15 protein-coding genes are annotated in these 18727 nt (G+C 34.7%); 7 read left to right on the forward strand and 8 right to left on the reverse strand.

Annotated elements, in window-relative coordinates:
- Nucleotides 1–228: 228 nt before the first annotated feature.
- The 4 genes from ABD859_RS04900 (at nt 229) to ABD859_RS04915 (ending at nt 5371) form a co-directional block, all read left to right on the forward strand.
- Nucleotides 229–1668, forward strand: coding sequence for a nucleoside recognition domain-containing protein (locus ABD859_RS04900; protein ID WP_345141058.1), 1440 nt, complete (start codon nt 229–231; stop codon nt 1666–1668).
- Between the two features lie 817 nt (nt 1669–2485).
- Nucleotides 2486–2947, forward strand: a complete 462-nt coding sequence (gene tnpA / locus ABD859_RS04905; protein WP_345141061.1) for an IS200/IS605 family transposase — start codon at nt 2486–2488, stop codon at nt 2945–2947.
- Between the two features lie 4 nt (nt 2948–2951).
- Complete coding sequence (locus tag ABD859_RS04910) at nt 2952–3695, forward strand: hypothetical protein (protein ID WP_345141065.1); 744 nt, start codon at nt 2952–2954, stop codon at nt 3693–3695.
- Between the two features lie 71 nt (nt 3696–3766).
- Entirely contained in the window at nt 3767–5371 is a 1605-nt protein-coding gene (locus ABD859_RS04915; protein ID WP_345141068.1) for a fumarate hydratase, read from the forward strand.
- A 151-nt stretch (nt 5372–5522) separates the two neighbouring features.
- Here the strand turns inward: ABD859_RS04915 and ABD859_RS04920 are convergent, their stop codons facing one another.
- Together ABD859_RS04920 and dinB are read right to left on the reverse strand one after the other, a co-directional pair.
- Nucleotides 5523–6023 carry a PAS domain-containing protein gene (locus ABD859_RS04920; RefSeq protein ID WP_345141071.1) on the reverse strand — a complete coding sequence of 167 codons (501 nt, stop codon included), beginning with the start codon at nt 6021–6023 and terminating at the stop codon, nt 5523–5525.
- Between the two features lie 83 nt (nt 6024–6106).
- Nucleotides 6107–7189 (reverse strand): DNA polymerase IV, encoded by a 1083-nt coding sequence (gene dinB / locus ABD859_RS04925; protein WP_345141074.1) that lies wholly within the window; start codon nt 7187–7189, stop codon nt 6107–6109.
- Between the two features lie 140 nt (nt 7190–7329).
- Here dinB and ABD859_RS04930 point away from each other — a divergent pair, with 140 nt between their 5' ends.
- Both ABD859_RS04930 and ABD859_RS04935 read left to right on the forward strand, forming a co-directional pair.
- Nucleotides 7330–8064 carry a metallophosphoesterase family protein gene (locus tag ABD859_RS04930; RefSeq protein WP_345141077.1) on the forward strand — a complete coding sequence of 245 codons (735 nt, stop codon included), beginning with the start codon at nt 7330–7332 and terminating at the stop codon, nt 8062–8064.
- A gap of 48 nt (nt 8065–8112) precedes the next feature.
- Nucleotides 8113–8643 (forward strand): DUF6646 family protein, encoded by a 531-nt coding sequence (locus tag ABD859_RS04935; protein WP_345141080.1) that lies wholly within the window; start codon nt 8113–8115, stop codon nt 8641–8643.
- Nucleotides 8644–8779: 136 nt separating this feature from the next.
- Here the strand turns inward: ABD859_RS04935 and ABD859_RS04940 are convergent, their stop codons facing one another.
- The 6 genes from ABD859_RS04940 to ABD859_RS04965 form a co-directional block, all read right to left on the reverse strand.
- Nucleotides 8780–11554 (reverse strand): M4 family metallopeptidase, encoded by a 2775-nt coding sequence (locus ABD859_RS04940; protein WP_345141083.1) that lies wholly within the window; start codon nt 11552–11554, stop codon nt 8780–8782.
- A 349-nt stretch (nt 11555–11903) separates the two neighbouring features.
- Nucleotides 11904–12557: a 3-oxoacid CoA-transferase subunit B gene (locus ABD859_RS04945; RefSeq protein ID WP_345141086.1), complete on the reverse strand. Its 654-nt coding sequence runs from the start codon at nt 12555–12557 to the stop codon at nt 11904–11906.
- A gap of 79 nt (nt 12558–12636) precedes the next feature.
- On the reverse strand, nt 12637–13338 hold the full coding sequence (locus tag ABD859_RS04950) for a CoA transferase subunit A (RefSeq protein ID WP_345141089.1): 702 nt from the start codon (nt 13336–13338) through the stop codon (nt 12637–12639).
- A 164-nt stretch (nt 13339–13502) separates the two neighbouring features.
- Nucleotides 13503–15809, reverse strand: coding sequence for a penicillin-binding protein 1A (locus ABD859_RS04955; protein WP_345141092.1), 2307 nt, complete (start codon nt 15807–15809; stop codon nt 13503–13505).
- Nucleotides 15810–15828: 19 nt separating this feature from the next.
- The gene (locus tag ABD859_RS04960) at nt 15829–16308 is read right to left on the reverse strand and encodes a gliding motility lipoprotein GldH (RefSeq protein ID WP_012022977.1); all 480 of its coding nucleotides are present in this window, start codon (nt 16306–16308) and stop codon (nt 15829–15831) included.
- Nucleotides 16292–17665 (reverse strand): PSP1 domain-containing protein, encoded by a 1374-nt coding sequence (locus ABD859_RS04965; RefSeq protein ID WP_345141097.1) that lies wholly within the window; start codon nt 17663–17665, stop codon nt 16292–16294. Before ABD859_RS04965 ends, ABD859_RS04960 begins: the two co-directional genes overlap by 17 nt.
- Nucleotides 17666–17895: 230 nt before the next feature.
- Between ABD859_RS04965 and ABD859_RS04970 the strand changes: the two genes are divergently transcribed.
- Entirely contained in the window at nt 17896–18687 is a 792-nt protein-coding gene (locus tag ABD859_RS04970) for a hypothetical protein (protein ID WP_345141100.1), read from the forward strand.
- The last annotated feature ends 40 nt before the right edge of the window (nt 18688–18727 follow it).

An 18727-nucleotide genomic window follows, 5' to 3' on the forward strand; every position in this document is an offset into this window, starting at 1 on the left:
TATGTTGCTCTTCCGGAGTTATCTTCAGCGTTATAAAAATAGCTCTGGAAGAGCGACATATTTATAGCATTATAATCACACAAAGAATATAAGCCCCAGCGGGGTGACATCAAAAAAATCAAATTTTGATACATCAACCAAACCCAAAATCTTATAATTCCCGTTTCATTAAACAAAATCTTTATGCATTTTATGTCTAAATAATTACATTTACAAAAAAATAGTATTATGGTATTGAGCAGATTTTGGTTAGTCATTTTTATTTCTTCGATTGTTTTTATTGTGGTAAGCTTATTTACAGCCAATACTTATACTATTGATTCTGTTTTAAATGGAAAAAAGGACGATCCAATTCTTGTTTCTGAAAAATATATCGAACAGCTTCCTGCTTTCATTAAAGACAGCATTAAAAAAGCACCGGATCAAACCATGATTATCAATCGTGACACGCTAAATGCCGACACGACTTATGTTTATAAAAACAAAACGGTAAAAATTTACAGCGGTCTTCAAAAATCAGACGGACTTTTACCAACTTGTAAAAGCACTTTAGTCGATTTAATTCTGCCTCTTATTGCTTACTTAGCTTTTTTCTGCGGTCTTATGGAACTTTTAATTGTTTCAGGCGCTTCTGGAAATCTGGCAAAAGTATTAAGTCCGGTATTTGTAAAGGTTTTTCCAAGTATTCCTAAAAATCACCCTTCTATATCGTACATGACTTTAAACTTTGCTGCCAATTTCTTAGGATTAGATTCGGCTGCAACGCCTTTTGGTCTTAAAGCCATGGAAAGTCTTCAGGAAATAAATCCCGATAAGGACAAAGCCAGCGATGCACAGATTATGTTTATGTGTCTTCATGCGTCGGGTTTAACTTTAATTGCCACTTCAATTATTGGATATCGCGCTGCTGCAAACGCAAGTAATCCTGCGGATGTTATGCTGCCATGTATTATTACCTCGTTTATTGGTACCATTGCAGCTTTTTTAATTGTGGGAGTTAAACAAAAAATCAACTTTAAAAGTGCTTCGCTTTTAATTGGTTTAATGGGATTAATTGCGGCTATTATTGGTTTGTTAATGTATGTAAATCATCTTGACTTAATTGGAAAGAACTATTTTACTTCTAATCTTTCAGGATTAATTTTAATTGCTATTATTGCTTTTACGCTGATTTTCTCTTTCAAAAACGAAAAGAAATTCTCTGAAGCCAACACAACTGTTTTTGACACTTTTGTTGTAGGCGCCAACAACGGGGTTAAAACCGGAGTTACGATTTTTCCTTACGTTTTAGGAATGCTGGTTGCGATTTCACTATTCAGAAACAGCGGTTTATTTGAAATTATCAGCGACGGAATTGCTTTTGTATTCTCAAACATGGGCGTAAGCAAAGAAATTACAAATGCTTTGCCGGTTGCTATGCTTCGTCCGTTTAGCTCAGCTGGTTCACGCGGTTTCTTAATTGATTCTATGAATACTTTTGGTGCTGATTCTTTAACAGCCAGACTAAGCAGTATTTTTCAGTGCAGTGCCGAAAGTACTTTTTATGTAATTGCAGTTTATTTCGGATCGGTTAATATCAAAAATACGCGTTATGCTTTAGGAACCATGCTTTTAGTAGATTTGATCTGCGTTATTACAGCGATTTTTGTAGCAACTTGGTTTTTTTAAAAATCTGATTATTATCGGTCGATCCGATGGATCTCTTTTTACTATCGACATTTTAAAACCGGATTAAAATCCGGCTCTACAATATGTTCGAGCCAATGGCTCTTCTTAATTTTTTAAAACATAAGTTTTAGAAGAACCATTCAATCTTGTGCTTTTGTTGCGGTCTTTTAAAAAAACGGGAATATTGGTTAATCCAACGGATCTTTTTCTATTTCGATATTTTAAACCGGATTAAAATCCGGCTCTCCAATATGTTTCGAGCCAATGGCTCTTCTTAATTTCTTAAAATATAGGTTTTAGAAAAACCGTTCAATCTTATGGCAGCTTTGTCGCGGTCTTTTAAAAAAAAGGGAATATTGGTTAATCCGACGGATATTTTTCTATTTCAATATTTTGTAAACCGGATTAAAATCCGGCTCTACAAGATGTTGCGAACCAATGGTTCTTCTTAATTCTTAAAATATAAGTTTTAGAAGAATCATTCAATCTTGCGAAAACTTTTGTCTAGACCTTTTAAAAAACGAATAATATCGGCCGATCCGATGGATCTTTTTTAACTATCGATATTTTAAACCGGATTAAAATCCGGCCCTACAAAATGTTGCGAACCAATGGTTCTTCTTAATTTCTTAACCGCTAAAGTTCCGATAGGAACGAATCAATTTTGTAGCAACGGATTTTAATCCGTTGATTATTATGACGTCTGATTTTAAGTTCCATAGGAACGACCGATATCTTACCAAAAAAGAAAGTTAAATATTACAAAAAAAATAACCACGTCAAAGCAAAAAGATTTATTTTGCAATAAAAAAGAAGAATGGCAAACACATACCATCAAGTTTATCTTCAAATAATTTTTGCTGTAAAATATCGAAATGCAGTTATTGATGAAAAATGGAGATCTAATTTACTTGGTGTAATTGGAAATTTAATCAATGAAACCGGATGTAAAACGATTATTATCAACGGAGTTGAAGATCACGTTCATTGTCTGCTATCGTTAAAACCGACAATTACAATTTCTGAATTAATGAAAACTGTCAAGGCAAAATCGTCAAAATATATAAACGAAAACCAATTAACAAAGTCTAAATTTTCCTGGCAGGAGGGTTATGGCGTTTTTTCATACAGCCAATCTCAAATTGACTCCGTTTATAAATACATTCAAAATCAAAAAGAGCATCATCAAAAACAAAGTTTCAATAAAGAATGTCTAAATTTTCTGAACAAATTCAATGTGCAATACGAAGAAACATATATTTTTGAAGAACTAAAATAATTTTATGAAACTAAAATATCTTTTCATTATAATACTTTTGGCTGCCTGCCAAAAAGAACAGAAGAAAGCTGAAACAGCAGACTTAAACGCTATAGAAATTCCGGAAACTGCTGAAAACAGTGTACAAGAAACCGAAAAAAGTCCGCTGCAGATAGATACCATAATGCTTTCTGACGATAAAAATTCAAATATTAGTCACATTCTGGCAAACTTAATAGAGAAAGATGTAGACAAAGACAGTATTGTGACTTCTAAATTCAGACTTGATTTTTATCAAAATAAAACCAAAGTTGCTTCTTCAAATGTAGCAATCAAACAATATGAAAAAGGTGCAGAATGGTACGGTTCTTTTGGTTTAACTGATTCATCAGATAAAAATTCTTCATTTATAAAAGTTACCTCAGGATATCCTGCATGTGGTTATACGCATGACAATTATCTTTATTATTTAAAAAACAATAATGTAGACCTTGTTCATGAATGGTTCTCAATGTCAGACAGCGGCTGGGGAAGCTGGACCGAATTCATAAGCGGGGATTCTGAAAAAGATCCAAAATCCTTTTATTGCAAAACTGTTGCATTTGTACCGACAGACGATGATTCTGAAGATTCTGGAGTCGTACAATACTCAGATTCAATATCTTTTACTTTGAAAGGAGATAAATGGAAAAAGAAACTTCTTTCGGCAAAAGAAAAACCTTACTTCGAAAAAAAGATGACTTTTGATGAGTTTCATAAACAGCAATAAACTCTTTTAAGAGACCTTATTCAAATTCTTTCTTAGGTAAATAATTTCTAACTTTGTAAAAAAACAAAGAAATGATTGATTTTATATACCAGGATCCTTACCCAATTTTGAAGGATGATACGCAGTACCGCAAAATCACCTCTGATTTTGTAAAAGTTGAACAGTTTGGAGAACGCGAAGTTTTAACCGTTGATCCAAAAGGTTTAGAATTATTGGCAGAAGAAGCATTAACCGATGTTTCATTTATGCTGAGAACAACTCATTTACAAAAACTAAGAAACATTCTTGACGATCCGGAAGCTACAGACAATGACCGTTTCGTAGCTTACAATTTACTGCAAAATGCAACTGTTGCCGCAGAAGGTCAGTTACCAAGCTGTCAGGATACTGGAACTGCGATTGTAATGGCCAAAAAAGGAGAAAGTATTTTTACTGGTGTTGATGATGCTGAATGGTTAAGCCGTGGTATTTTTAATACGTATCAAAAGCGTAATTTACGTTATTCTCAAATTGTTCCGATTTCGATGTTTGAGGAAAAAAACTCAGGATCAAATCTTCCGGCGCAAATTGACATTTATGCTAAAAAAGGAGCTTCATACGAGTTTTTGTTTATGGCAAAAGGCGGTGGATCTGCGAATAAAACATATTTATATCAACAGACAAAATCGTTATTAAACGACAAATCGATGGATGCTTTTATCCGTGCGAAAATTAAAGATTTAGGAACTTCGGCTTGTCCTCCTTACCATTTAGCTTTGGTTATTGGCGGTACTTCTGCAGAAGCAAACTTAAGCGCTGTTAAAAAAGCATCTGCCGGATATTATGATAATCTGCCAACTACAGGAAATATGGCAGGTCAGGCGTTTCGTGACTTAGAATGGGAAGCTCGTGTTCAAAAAATCTGTCAGGAAAGTGAAATCGGAGCTCAGTTTGGCGGAAAATATTTCACGCACGATGTCCGCGTAATTCGTTTACCTCGTCATGCAGCTTCCTGTCCGGTTGGATTGGGCGTTTCTTGTTCTGCTGACAGAAATATCAAAGGGAAAATTACAAAAGACGGAATTTTCGTTGAACAGTTAGAAGTAAATCCAAAACAATTTTTACCAGAAACGGCGCCGCATTTAGAAGCTCCGGTTGAAATTGACTTAGACCAGCCAATGGCAGATATTTTGGCAAAACTTTCTCAATACCCTATTAAAACACGTTTAAAACTAAACGGAACTGTTATTGTAGCCCGAGATATTGCACACGCAAAAATTAAAGAATTACTGGATGCCGGAAAACCAATGCCGGATTACTTTAAAAATCACCCTGTTTATTACGCCGGACCAGCAAAAACTCCGGAAGGAATGGCTTCAGGAAGTTTTGGACCAACAACAGCTGGACGTATGGATGTCTATGTTGATGAATTCCAAAAACATGGCGGCAGTATGGTTATGCTGGCAAAAGGAAATCGTACTAAACAGGTTACAGATGCTTGTAACAAATATGGCGGATTCTACTTAGGTTCTATTGGAGGACCGGCTGCAATTTTGGCTCAGGATAATATCTTGAAAGTTGAAGTTGTTGATTTTGAAGAATTAGGAATGGAAGCTGTTCGCAAAATCACGGTTAAAGATTTCCCAGCTTTTATTATTACAGATGATAAAGGAAATGATTTCTTTGAGAATCTTTAGAGAGTTTAACCGCAAAGCACGCTAAGGTTTGCGCAAGGTTCGCAAAAAATATAATAAAAGCCGTCTCATGAGACGGCTTTTATGTTTCTTATATTTTAAAAGGCAGCGCGCTTTGCGTAATTCCTAGTGTACCTTGCGGTTAGATAAAACATTAAGCACTTTTATCTTCTCTCTCAAAGGCAATAAAATGCGAAAGTTTTCCTTTCAAATTATAAACCGGTGTAGCATCGACGCTGCATTTATAAGTTCTTCCGTCTTTTTTATAATTTTCGATTGTTTTTTTAAACGGAATTTCCTGTTTTATGGCTTCTTTAATTTCTTTTAAAACAGATTTATTGGTTGCCGGACCTTGAAACATTCTGGGTGTTTTTCCCAGAACTTCTTCTTCCTGATATCCTGTCATTCTTTTTATTCCGTTTGATGCGAAGACAATTTTCAAATCTAAATCGGTAATAAGAACGACTTCGTCTTTGATTCTTTCTTCAATTTTGAGGTCTTTTTCGTTCCAGGTAAATTGAGAAGAAATTTTATTCACCTTTTTCATATCGGCAAAAACAGCCTTTAATTCATTTAAATACTCATAATGAAGATCTAAGGCCAAAATTGGCACCAAAGTGCGGTTTATTATTTCTTCAGAGCTATTCTTTTTCATTATAAATGAATTTTAGAAATACTTTTCCCTCAAAGGTAGCACTAAAATTGCAAACTTTTCAACGAAAACCGTATTTAAACCGATTAAAATGCAAATTTTAACTGCACAACCACTGCTTTTTTTTCTTCTGTATTTAAATTACTAAGTGAAATTCCGAGTAATCGAACTGAATCTTTCATTTTTTCCTGATAAAGTAATTCCTGAATGGTTTCCATTATCAAACTTTTATCGGAAATAAAATAAGCCAGTGTTTTACTTCTCGTTTGCTGTGTAAAATCGCTGTATTTTATTTTAAGCGTTACTGTTTTTCCCGAAACGTTATGTCGCTTGAGTCTTTTTTCTAAAGAAATTGCAATTCTTTCAAGCTGTTCCAGCATAAAAATCTCCGATGAAAGATTTACATCAAATGTATGTTCTGCCGCAACTGATTTTGTAATTCGGTGTGGTTTTACTTCGCTGTTATGAATTCCTCTAACGACACTGTAATAAAATGTTCCCGATTTGCCAAAGTGCTTTTCTAAAAACTCTAATGATTTGCTTTTAAGATCTAATCCGGTAAAAATACCCAGCTGATACATCTTTTCTGTCGTTACTTTTCCAACGCCGTAGAATTTTCTAATGGGCAGTTCTTCCAAAAATGGAATAATTTCATCGGGATTTACTGTTTTTTGCCCATTGGGTTTGTTGATGTCGCTGGCAATTTTGGCCACAAATTTATTAACTGATATTCCGGCAGAAGCTGTTAATCCAACTTCATTTAATATTCGGGATCTGATTTCCTGTGCTAATAAACTGGCGCTTGGATTTCCTTTTTTGTTTTGGGTTACATCCAGATAAGCTTCATCGAGCGAAAGCGGTTCGACTAAATCAGTATATTCATGAAAGATTTTATGAATTTTGGATGAGATTTCTTTATAACGGTCAAATCTGGGACGGACAAAAATAATTTCAGGACAATATTTTTTCGCAAGAACGCCGCTAATAGCACTTCGCACACCAAATTTTCGAGCTTCGTAACTTGCAGCAGAAACTACTCCTCTATTTTCAGAACCGCCTACAGCTACGGGTTTTCCGCGCAAAGCAGGATTATCCATCTGCTCTACCGAAGCATAAAAGGCATCCATATCAATATGAATTATTTTACGATATACTGGCGTGTCTGACATTATGCAAATTTAAACAGGAAAGACATAAAAAGAACAGCAGAATTAGTTATAAATAGTATCAATTTTTAAAGATTAACAACTTAATGATCACAAACGAATCATTTTAATTATTTTTGTAGTTACACCCGAAATATTTAAAAATGCGAACATTTGTTATAGGCGACATACACGGAGGATTACTCGCACTTGAACAAGTATTGAAGAAAGCCGAAGTTACTACAAAAGACACTCTTATATTTTTAGGCGATTATGTTGACGGCTGGAGCCAGTCGGCAGAAGTTATTGATTTTTTAATCGACCTTAAAACCAAACAAAACTGCATTTGCATTAGAGGAAATCATGATCAACTTGCCTTAGACTGGCTTGAAAACCGACATGAAGATTTTGATGAAGAAATGTGGTACAAACATGGCGGAAAAGCTACTGTTGAAGGATATTCTAAAATATCTCCTGAAAGAAAAAAAGAACATATTGCGTTTTTTGAGTCTTTGAAAGATTATTATCTTGATGATGAAAACCGACTTTTTGTTCATGCCGGATTTACCAATTTAAACGGCGTAGTCTGGGAATATTTTCCAAAATTATTTTATTGGGACAGAACTCTTTGGGAATCTGCTTTAGCATTAGATCCAAAATTAAAACCTGATGATTTATATTATCCAAAGCGTTTTACCGTTTATAAAGAGATTTATATTGGCCACACGCCGGTTACCCGAATTGGACAAACTGTACCTGTAAACAAGGCTTGTGTCTGGAACGTTGATACAGGTGCGGCTTTTAAAGGTCCGTTGACGATTATGAACATCGACACCAAGGAATTCTGGCAGAGCGATCCGTTAAATGAATTGTATTCTAACGAAAAAGGTAGGAATTAATCAGTAAAAAACTAAATTTGCACCATCAAAATAATTAATATTTAAGTTATGAAAAAAGTTATCACATTTTTGTTTTTAGTATCCTTTGGATTTATTCAGGCGCAGCAGGCTTTTACTGGTAAAGGCGATGTTAGAGTAAATGTAGGTGCTAATCTTCAAGATGGCGGTTCAGGAATTCAGGGTTCTGTTGATTTTGGTTTAGGAGAAAATTTCTCTTTTGGATTTGTTGCTAATTATTTGCTTGGTGTAGATAATTTTAACGGTTTCTACCACAACAATCCAACTCCATACAATGATTACAAACCAGAATTTAAAGATCGTTTTGATGCTAAAGCAAGGATTAATGCTAATTTAAGCAGTGTTATTGGAGTTGAACAATTAGATGTTTACCCAGGTTTAAGTTTAGGTTTGCGTAATTTTGGAGGCCATGTTGGCGGACGTTACTTTTTTACTGATGGTTTTGGTGTTTTCACAGAAATTGGATTTCCAATTGCAAAATACAGTGACAACAATGATGTATTTGATCATTTAAACAATCAGGTTACTTTTAGTTTAGGAGCTTCTTTCAAACTAAACTAATTTAATTAAAAATCTACAGCAAAACATTCTATGTTTACTTTAAATACAGCATTATAAAAAATTGTTTTGCAAAGTATTATAAATTAAAAACCGCTCAAATATTTGAGCGGTTTTTGTTTTTATTTATTTCTGTTTTTTACTGTTTGGCAAATTTCTTAACGATTTTTTTTGCACCATTATTTAATTCTATAAGATAAATTCCTGTGCTTAGTCTGCTTACGTCAATTGTTCCTGAAACTTGTCCTGAACCCAGCTGCTGACCTAATGTATTAATAATTTTATACGAATAGCCGTTTGCTTCTGAAAGTGAAATATTTAATTCGCTTTCAACAGGATTTGGATATAATGCAAAACTTTCAGTTTCTGTTGTTTCAGTAATTCCTGCTGCGATTGGTTCGGCTTCAATAGTTCCAGAAGCTGTAATGTTTATTGTGTAATCTTCTACTTGTCCATAAGAGAACCCTTCACAAGATGTTGGAATCGCATTATATTTCATAGAAACTCTCATTCTAGTTGCTCCTAAAACTGCTGTTGCCGGAATTGTAATTGTTCCAGTTACCGGAGTAGTTTTTGAAGCTGCTTTTGTCCATACGGTTTCACCAGAATCTGCAAAATCACCATCCTGATTATAATCAATAAATACAGCATAACCTTCATTGTAAGTGGTTGATGTCCAAACCGGAGTTATGGTAATAGTGTAAGCACTTCCTCTTGCCGCATTGGTAGAAAGCGAAGTATAGTTTTCATAACCCGCAGTTCCTGTAGATGTATTGTTGATTGTTCCAAAAACAACTTTGCTTATTCTTTCATCTGCTGTGCTGTTTCCTTGAGATGCGCAATAAGAAACTGTTGCCGCTGTAGTTGTTACACTTACCGCATTACTCGCAGCAGAAACATTTCCGGCTGCATCTTTTGCTTTTACAGTAAAACTGTATGTTGTTAAAGCTGTTAATCCGGTTACGTTGTATGATGTTGTAGTAGAAGAACCTTTTAAAGTTGTTCCTTGGTAAATATCATATCCAGTAACTGCCACATTATCTGTAGAAGCTGTCCAGGTTAAATTTGTAGTAGTTCCAGTTGTTCCGGAAGCTGCTAAACCTGTTGGAGCAGATGGCGCAGTTGTATCTGTTGATCCAGAATATACCGCTCCAACACCTATTGCATAAAATGCATTTGTAGTTGCAATAACTTCCGCAGATCCTGCTCCGTATAAATCAATTGCAGACTGAATACCTGATGTTCTTGCATTGGCAAAAGTTGAGTTTGAAGTTAAATATACATCTTCTAATCTAAAGGCAATTTTCGCAGCTTTATCAATTCCAATTCCTGTTACATTGTATGAACTTCCTATATCATTAGTTCCTGTTTTTCCAACAGATAAAATATAAAACCAGTGATTAAAAACTCCTGAGTTAGTATGCACACCGCAATAGTCGTTACTGCTTGTAGGCGTACAGCTTACACTAATCCAATTAGTTCCTCCATAAGTGTCCGGCTGCCCTTCTGATTTTGGATTGCTCATTGAACGAAGTGCTACATGTCCGCTTCTTCTTTCAATATCTTCACCCACTAACCAAGTCGATTTTGTCGGTGCTGCACGATATTCGATACAAGCCGCCCAGATATCGGAAAAAGCTTCATTCATTGCTCCAGATTCTTTTTGGTATGCAAGATTTGCTGTATAGGTACAAACCGCGTGGCCAATTTCGTGTCCGGCAACATCCAAAGAAGTTAAAATATCAAATCCTCCTGTACCGCTTCCGTCGCCGTATGTCATAACACTTCCGTTCCAGAAAGCATTATTATTGCTTGAATATCCTGCAGCAATTAAATTGTAATGCACATAGCTTTTAATTTTTGCTCCGGCATCGTCATAACTATTTCTGCCGTGTACTGCAGACCAATAATCGTAAGTCATTTCGGCTCCCCAATGTGCATCAAGAGCGCCGTTGTCTTTATTGGTATTGTTATATTCTGCAGCCGTCCAGTTATTGTCAGCATCAGTAAAGTTTGTAGTTGGGTATGTAGCTGTTCTTGCAGAATTATAAGTTTGGATTCCGTTACCACGAGTTCCATCCAATAAAATATAAGAGGAACCGCTTAAAGTAGTTTGGATGGTTTGTGTACCGCTGTAGCGTGTTGCAGCGTTCGCGGCTACAATCGCTTTTTTAGCTGAAACAGTTTCTTTACTTTCACTTTTTGAAGCAGAAACTTTTCTTGCATGAACATTATCGTTCAGGTGTTTTATCGTCGCATTATAAAACAATGCTTTTCCTGTTTGTGCGTCTATGTACAAATCACCGCGGCTTAACGGCTTTGTGGCATAAATATCAAATTTGTAGGCAAGGCGGACTTTATCTGTAGTTCTTTGTTCACCCTGTTGTTCCATATCTGGCAGAAGAACCAATTCTCCAACAGGTTTTTCATACCCTATTTCTTTTGCATCTTGTGGTTTTTCCCAAAGATATTCTGATGCATGGGTATGACTGAGTGCTCTGTTAAAAGCTTCCTGCTGAGAAAGTGCAGGAGTTAGTTTTACATTTTCGATGTTGTAGTATTCTCCATTCATCGAAACTAATTTTCCGTTTTGAGAGTGCAGTGTGTAATTTGCAAATTCTACTTTAATGCCCTGCTCATACAGTTGAAATTTTTCGTGTGTATAACCTTGTTTGTCAGTTTCAGCTTTTACTTTTCTAAAAGACTGATTATCTTTCAATCCAAGCTGTTCTTTAAAAACTTTTTGAGAATCTGTCCCTTTGTAAGTCGACACATCACTAAATGTAATTAAACTAGGCTGTCCATTTTCGGATACATTTTTTTGGCTTACCCGTTTGTCAGTAACTTGCGCCGCTGCAGAAAGTGATAAAATAAGTAAAGCTGCGGTAATAATTCTTGGTAATTTTCTTTCCATAATAATTGGGGGTTTTTAAGTTTGGTTAAATAATTACAAACAAATCAATTAAAGTAAGTAAATACTTAAATTTTAAATAAAAGTATTTTAATTTTGTTAGATTATCGATGAAATTTGCCGTTAATCGACAAAATGCAACAATTTTTACTTTAAATTCACTTTTATTTAACAAACCATATAAAATTCTCAAATAAAAGTGCGAAATTTTGTATAGTTTAAACATTTAAACAACTGAAAAACAGCACAAAAATTTAAAAAGAGCTCTTTTTTAACATATATTTTTAATTTATTCTTACAAAAAAAGCCAGCTTATAAGCCGGCTTTCATTTTTTTATAATTTTTGCGTTTTTTAAATGTCCATTTCGGGAATTTCACCTTCAATTATCAAATCTGCTTCTGTAGAAGCAACAATGTGGTCAACAGAGACACCTGGCGCTCGTTCTAAGAGCTTAAAACCTTTTTCTGTTACTTCCAGAACCGCAAGTTCTGTTACAACCTTTTTTACGCATCCTACGCCAGTTAGTGGCAAAGTACATTTTTTAAGAATTTTAGATTCACCTGCTTTATTAACATGCATCATTGCGACAATGATATTTTCGGCGGAAGCTACTAAATCCATTGCGCCTCCCATTCCTTTTACCATTTTGCCCGGAATCTTCCAGTTTGCAATATCTCCGTTTTCAGAAACTTCCATTGCTCCCAGAATAGTCAGGTCTACTTTCTGGCTGCGGATCATTCCAAAACTAAAAGCCGAATCAAAGAAACTTGCGCCCGGCAATGTCGTAATAGTCTGTTTTCCCGCATTGATGATATCGGCATCTTCTTCACCAGCAAAAGGAAAAGGCCCCATTCCGAGAACTCCGTTTTCACTTTGAAACTCTACTGCAATATCTTCTCTAACATAATTTGCCACCAAAGTTGGGATTCCGATTCCGAGATTTACAAAATAACGGTCTTTAACTTCCTTTGCAATTCGTTTTGCTATATCTTCTTTTGTTAACATATCTATTAATGTGTCAATTAGTCAATTTGATAATTAGATAATTGTAAAAACTATCTAATTGACAAATTATCTCAATTATCTAATTTTTTTGGCGTACTGTGCGTTGTTCAATTCTTTTTTCAAACTTTTCTCCCTGAAAAATTCTCTGCACCATAATTCCCGGAATATGAATTTGATTTGGATCTAAAGTTCCAACCGGAACTAATTCTTCAACTTCAGCAATTGTAATTTTTCCGGCTCCCGCCATACAAGCATTAAAGTTTCTCGCAGTGCCTTTGAAGATTAAGTTTCCGGCTTCGTCACCTTTCCATGCTTTCACAATCGCAAAATCGGCTTTAAAAGCTTCTTCCATAATATGCATTTTACCGTTGAATTCGCGAACTTCTTTTCCTTCGGCAACTTCTGTTCCGTAACCTGCTGGTGTAAAAAATGCCGGAATTCCTGCCTGAGCAGCTCGGCAACGTTCTGCTAAAGTTCCTTGTGGTGTAAGTTCGACTTCTAATTCTCCTGAAAGCATCTGACGCTCAAACTCAGCATTTTCACCTACATAAGAAGAAATCATTTTTTTGATTTGTTTTTTCTGCAAAAGCAATCCCAAACCAAAATCATCTACACCTGCATTATTGGAAATACAAGTTAAATCTGAAATTGTGGTGTTTACCAATGCAGCAATTGTGTTTTCGGGAATACCGCATAAACCAAAACCACCAAACATAATTGTCATTCCGGTTTCAATGCCTGTAATTGCTTCCTGAACATTATTAACTTTTTTTGTTATCATAACAAATGAACTTTATTACTGTATATTTTTGATAAAAATAAGATTTTTAGATTGAATTATAACGATTTCGTAAAAATAAAATTAGGCATAAAAAAACATCCTTTTGCAGTTTCCAAATCAGGAAAAAGACAAAAGGATGTTTTATTTAGAAACTGAATTTAAGTTTATAACTCAAATTCGTCTGTATTTTGTTCTGTTTGTGTCGTATCTTTTACAATAGCAGGTCTTTGATAACAATCTACTTTTATTGAAAGGTTTTTAGGACGCTCAAATTCCCCTTTAGAAATTTGAAGATTTTTATCTGCATAACATTTTTTCATGAAATATCCCCAAACAGGTAATGCTGCAGTTGCTCCCTGTCCATAAGTCAAACTTTTAAATCGTGCCGAACGATCTTCACATCCAACCCAAACTCCAGTTACTAAGTTCGGAACCATTCCCATAAACCAACCGTCAGATTGATTTTGTGTTGTACCTGTTTTACCTGCAATTGGGTTTGTAAACATATATGGATAACCTGTCCAGCGATTATCTCCGCTTCCACCTCCTTGTGTACGTAAACGCACACCAGATCCACTTTCTGTTACTCCTTGAAGTAATTTTATTACTGCAAAGGCAATGTCTTTATTTAAAACGTCATGAGTTTCTGGAATTGGCTCATAAATCACCTCACCGCTTTTGTTTTCAATTCTGCTTAAAAACTGTGGTTTTACATAAACTCCCTGGTTAGCAAATGTACTATAGGCTGCAACCATATCTTCTACTGTAATATCTACAGCTCCTAATGCGATTGAAGGCTGTACCGGAATTTCTGTTTTTACTCCTAATTTTTTAGTTAATTCTACAACGGCTTCCGGACTTGTTCTATCAATTAATTTAGCAGAAACGGTATTGATCGAAGCCGCCAAAGCTTGTTTTAAAGTAACCATTCCTCTATATCTGTAATCAGAGTTTCTTGGCTCCCAGTCTGCCGTTACGTGGTGTCGACCTTTATGAATCATAAAAGGCCCATCAAGAATAGAATCGCAAGGAGACATATTAAGCTCTTCAATTGCCGTTGCGTAAACGAAAGGCTTAAATGTAGAACCTACTTGTCTTGCTCCCTGACCTACGTGATCGTATTGAAAATATTTGTAATTGATTCCTCCAACCCAAGCTTTAATGTTACCTGTTTGAGGTTCCATTGCCATTAAACCAGATTGCAAGAAGTGTTTGTAGTAACGAATAGAATCCATAGGTGTCATGACAGTATCACGCTCGCCTTTCCAGGTAAATACACGCATTCTGGTTTTTATTTTAAAAGAAGCAATAATATCTTCTTCGCTCTTATCCGTTTCTTTCATCTGAGCCCAGCGAACAGAATTTTTCATGGCCTGCATCATAATTCTATCCGTTTCTTTCTGAGTAATATTTACGAAAGGCGCATTTTTATTGTTTTTCTGTTCAATAAAAAACTGCTGCTGAAGGTTTTGCATATGTGCAGAAACTGCTTCTTCTGCATAATTCTGCATTCTTGAATCGATGGTTGTATAAATTCTTAAACCATCTTTGTAAATATCATAATCTGATCCGTCAGGTTTTTTATTTTCAGTTACCCATTTTTTCAAGTAATCACGAAGATATTCTCTAAAATAAGTTGCTGTTCCTTCACGGTGGCTTTCTAACTTAAATTTTAATGCGATTGGTAAAGCTTGTAATTTTTCTTTTTCAGCTTCTGAGATCATTTTTGCTTTAACCATTTGACCAAGAACCACATTACGACGGTTTTTAACTCCTTCCGGATTTCTAATTGGATTGTATAATCCTGAGTTTTTGAACATTCCAACCAGCATTGCTGATTCGTCAATAGTTAAATCTTTTGGCTCTTTTGAAAAATAGGTTTGTGCCGCAGAGCTTACTCCCACAGAATAATTTCCAAAATCGTAAACGTTGCAATACATTGCCAAAATTTCATTTTTGGTATATTGTCTTTCCAAACGAATGGCAATAATCCACTCTTTTACTTTTTGCAAAATCCTGAATGGAAGAAAACGAGAACCTTCACCATGAAACAACTGTTTTGCCAGCTGTTGTGTTAATGTACTTGCTCCTCCATTTGTTCCTAAACTAAAAACGGCTCTTAAAGTTCCGCGTCCATCAATTCCGGAATGTTCGTAGAAACGAGCATCTTCGGTAGCTACTAGAGCTTCTACTAAATTTTTAGGAAGGTCTGAATATTTTAATTGAGATCTATTGGTTTTGAAATATTTACCTAGCACAACTCCGTCAGAAGATATGACTTCTGTAGCCAGATTTGAATCCGGATTTTCTAAATCTTCAAAAGAAGGCATTGATCCGAAAAGCCCCCATGAAGCAAATAAAAAGAAAGCCAGAATTCCTAATAGAAAATAGGCAAAGATTCTCCAGAATTTCTTTTTGTAGTAATTAATATCCTTTACGGTTTTGGATTGATTGTTTTTTTTAGCAGCCATAACTATTTTTCTAATCTTTCTAATCTTTTTGTTCTATTCTAAAACCTACATCTGTAATACCTTCTAAAGCCTCGACTCCAGGAATTTTACCAGATTCTCTCACAGCTTGTTTAATATGAACTTTGTATTTCCCTTTAAACTTCACATCTTCTTTGTAGTATAGTTTACTTTCTTTAATATCAGTAAAACCATTTCCCATTAATGTACCGTCTGGGTTTGCCATTTGGTATTCTAAAGTATCTACTTTTGTAAAACCACTTGGTGTTTCAATAGCCACAATTAAAAATAAATTATTGAAAGGATAATTGTTGTTATCTCTCAAATTTACAAACAAATTGTACTTTTTGGTAGAGTCTAAAACTGGCAGGTCAAAGGTTACAACGCTGTCTTTGTGCCAGGCACTTCCCACAGATTTGTACTCATCGAATACTCTTTTTTTATCGCACGAAAAAAGAAGTATCGCTGCCAAAAGAAGAATCCCGCTATTTTTTATTCTCATTTTTTGTGATAATTATAGGTTTTCTAGGTTCAGCTGGTTTATTATCATTTGAATTCTGCTTATTCGGATTGTTTGAATTATTCGAATTTTTGTGCTTGTTCTTATGATTTGGTTTATTTGGGTTCTGTTTATTCTGCTGGTTTGGGTTTCCTCCCGCAGGCTTGTTATTGTTGTTGTTATTTGCCTGTTTTGTTTTTACCGGTGCTTCAACAACTGCACTTTCAGCATTTTGTTTCTTTTTGCGATTTGGCTTTTTCTTTCTTTTTGGCTGATCGAAACGAGTAAGACTCTCCTGACCCATTGCGTTATTAAAGTCTTTTTCAGGCTCTGATGTAACTTCGATCGCAAAATCTTCTAAAGAAGAAACTTTGTTTTTTTGTTTGTTTTCAGATATAATTTCTTTTACCTGATCGATTTTTAAAACGTGCCAGTTTGCAAAATTATTTGTGTAAGCAAACCACATTAAGCCTTTAAAAATATCTTGTTTTTGGCAGACAGCATCTCCTTTTTCGGTCACAAGTTTAGTATCGTAATCCGGAAAATCTTTTAATGCGTCCATGTAAGTATCTAATTCATAGTTTAGACAGCATTTTAATTTACCGCATTGTCCGGCTAATTTTTGCGGATTAAGTGATAATTGCTGGTAACGCGCTGCCGATGTATTGACACTTCTAAAATCTGTAAGCCATGTCGAACAGCAAAGCTCACGTCCGCAAGAACCAATTCCGCCCAAACGAGCCGCTTCCTGACGGAAACCAACTTGTTTCATTTCGACTCTGGTACTGAATTCTTTAGCAAAATCTTTAATTAAAAGTCTAAAATCGACTCTGTCGTTTGCCGTATAATAAAACGTTGCTTTCGATCCGTCTCCCTGAAATTCAATGTCTGAAATTTTCATTTCCAGTTTATGCTGAATCGCCAGTTCTCGTGCGCGAACTTTCATGGGTTCTTCACGGTCACGTGCTGTAGACCAGATATCAATATCTTTTTGAGATGCTTTTCTGTAAATTTTTGGCACTTCGTTACTATCCGGATTAACTCCTTTTTTCTTCATTTGAATTTTAACCAATTCTCCTGTCAAAGTAACAATTCCAATATCATGTCCAGGCGAAGCAACAGTTGCTACAATATCGCCAATACTTAAAGTTAATTTCTCTGAATTTCTAAAAAATTCTTTGCGTCCGTTTTTAAAACGAACCTCAACACAATCAAAAATCGCCTCTCCATTAGACGGGCTCATGTTCGAAAGCCAGTCAAAAACCGTTAATTTATTGCAGCTATCGGTGCCGCAACTCCCATTATTTTTACAACCCTTAGGCGCGCCGCCATCTGAGGTTGAACAACTTGTACATGCCATAATTATATATGTAGTGCTGCCAGAATGCAGCTTAAGTTCATAAACGTTTGATCGGTAAAGATAGTATTTTTTTTATTTTGCCATTTATAGATTATTCTAAAGGGGTGTTAAATAAAAAATTGTGGTTTTTTAAGATTCAAATTTTGTGACTCAAAACAAATAAACCTAGTTTTGAAAAATTATCTCAATTCCTTCATTAAAAAACAATTTAAAATATCTAAAATATAAAAATGAAATTTTCAATCATAACAAGCAGAAATGAAAAAGAAATCATAGTTAAAAGTTTTGATATTATTGAATACGAAATCCTTAAATCTAAAAAAAATGACGATTTTATTATTCTAAATAATAAGCCTTCCAATAATGATGCAATTTATTTACAGGGAATAATTACTGATAAAAACCTGTTTACTCTTGAAATAAGACTGGAATTCGAAAATGGTTTCTCGCAATACGGGATTGAAAATGTTTCTCAGGCAGATTGTTTAGCTATTTTTAAAAACTATTATGAAGGTCATTTACCCAATTTAGAACAATGGGAAGATATTACCAGATATATTAAACAACATTTTTATGACACAGAAATTGGTATAAATCAAGAAACTGTGCATCCTTCCTTCAATGATTACTTTAAAAATGATTTTTATTTCAGTATAAGTGATTTTTATTCTCCGTTTGGAAATGATGCCGGATTTGATGCCATGATGGAAGCTGAAAATTTTTTACGGAAAGATGATTCTAACAATTTTTATCTTATTCAGCTCATTGATCAAATTAATATTGAAAGTTATAATTATGATGAAAAGAAAGATAACAAAAATTTACATTTTATAATTCACGACCATAATGCAATTGTAGCTATTGGCTTTACGAACTTAAAAGTAAACGGTTATATTTTAGAAGATGTAAAAGAAAAAACACTTTCTTCTCTACATTTTCTTAATCAAGTACAAAAGCATGAAAATTACCAAATCATGATTTCAGATTTGAGTAAAGTTAAAGCCGAAACTTATGGTTCTTAAATTATTTTTTATGTCTTTCATCATTTCTAAATGTTATAAT

The organism is Flavobacterium ginsengiterrae (assembly GCF_039539785.1).
GTDB lineage: Bacteria > Bacteroidota > Bacteroidia > Flavobacteriales > Flavobacteriaceae > Flavobacterium > Flavobacterium ginsengiterrae.

Bases quoted from the DNA above. Each gene is read 5' to 3' on its own strand.
- ABD859_RS04970 (WP_345141100.1), top strand. From the start codon at position 17,896: ATGAAATTTTCAATCATAACAAGCAGAAATGAAAAAGAAATCATAGTT.
- ABD859_RS04915 (WP_345141068.1), top strand. From the start codon at position 3,767: ATGATTGATTTTATATACCAGGATCCTTACCCAATTTTGAAGGATGAT.
- ABD859_RS04965 (WP_345141097.1), bottom strand. From the start codon at position 17,665: ATGGCATGTACAAGTTGTTCAACCTCAGATGGCGGCGCGCCTAAGGGT.
- ABD859_RS04935 (WP_345141080.1), top strand. From the start codon at position 8,113: ATGAAAAAAGTTATCACATTTTTGTTTTTAGTATCCTTTGGATTTATT.
- tnpA (WP_345141061.1), top strand. From the start codon at position 2,486: ATGGCAAACACATACCATCAAGTTTATCTTCAAATAATTTTTGCTGTA.
- dinB (WP_345141074.1), bottom strand. From the start codon at position 7,189: ATGTCAGACACGCCAGTATATCGTAAAATAATTCATATTGATATGGAT.
- ABD859_RS04950 (WP_345141089.1), bottom strand. From the start codon at position 13,338: ATGATAACAAAAAAAGTTAATAATGTTCAGGAAGCAATTACAGGCATT.
- ABD859_RS04900 (WP_345141058.1), top strand. From the start codon at position 229: ATGGTATTGAGCAGATTTTGGTTAGTCATTTTTATTTCTTCGATTGTT.
- ABD859_RS04940 (WP_345141083.1), bottom strand. From the start codon at position 11,554: ATGGAAAGAAAATTACCAAGAATTATTACCGCAGCTTTACTTATTTTA.
- ABD859_RS04910 (WP_345141065.1), top strand. From the start codon at position 2,952: ATGAAACTAAAATATCTTTTCATTATAATACTTTTGGCTGCCTGCCAA.
- ABD859_RS04945 (WP_345141086.1), bottom strand. From the start codon at position 12,557: ATGTTAACAAAAGAAGATATAGCAAAACGAATTGCAAAGGAAGTTAAA.
- ABD859_RS04920 (WP_345141071.1), bottom strand. From the start codon at position 6,023: ATGAAAAAGAATAGCTCTGAAGAAATAATAAACCGCACTTTGGTGCCA.
- ABD859_RS04955 (WP_345141092.1), bottom strand. From the start codon at position 15,809: ATGGCTGCTAAAAAAAACAATCAATCCAAAACCGTAAAGGATATTAAT.
- ABD859_RS04930 (WP_345141077.1), top strand. From the start codon at position 7,330: ATGCGAACATTTGTTATAGGCGACATACACGGAGGATTACTCGCACTT.
- ABD859_RS04960 (WP_012022977.1), bottom strand. From the start codon at position 16,308: ATGAGAATAAAAAATAGCGGGATTCTTCTTTTGGCAGCGATACTTCTT.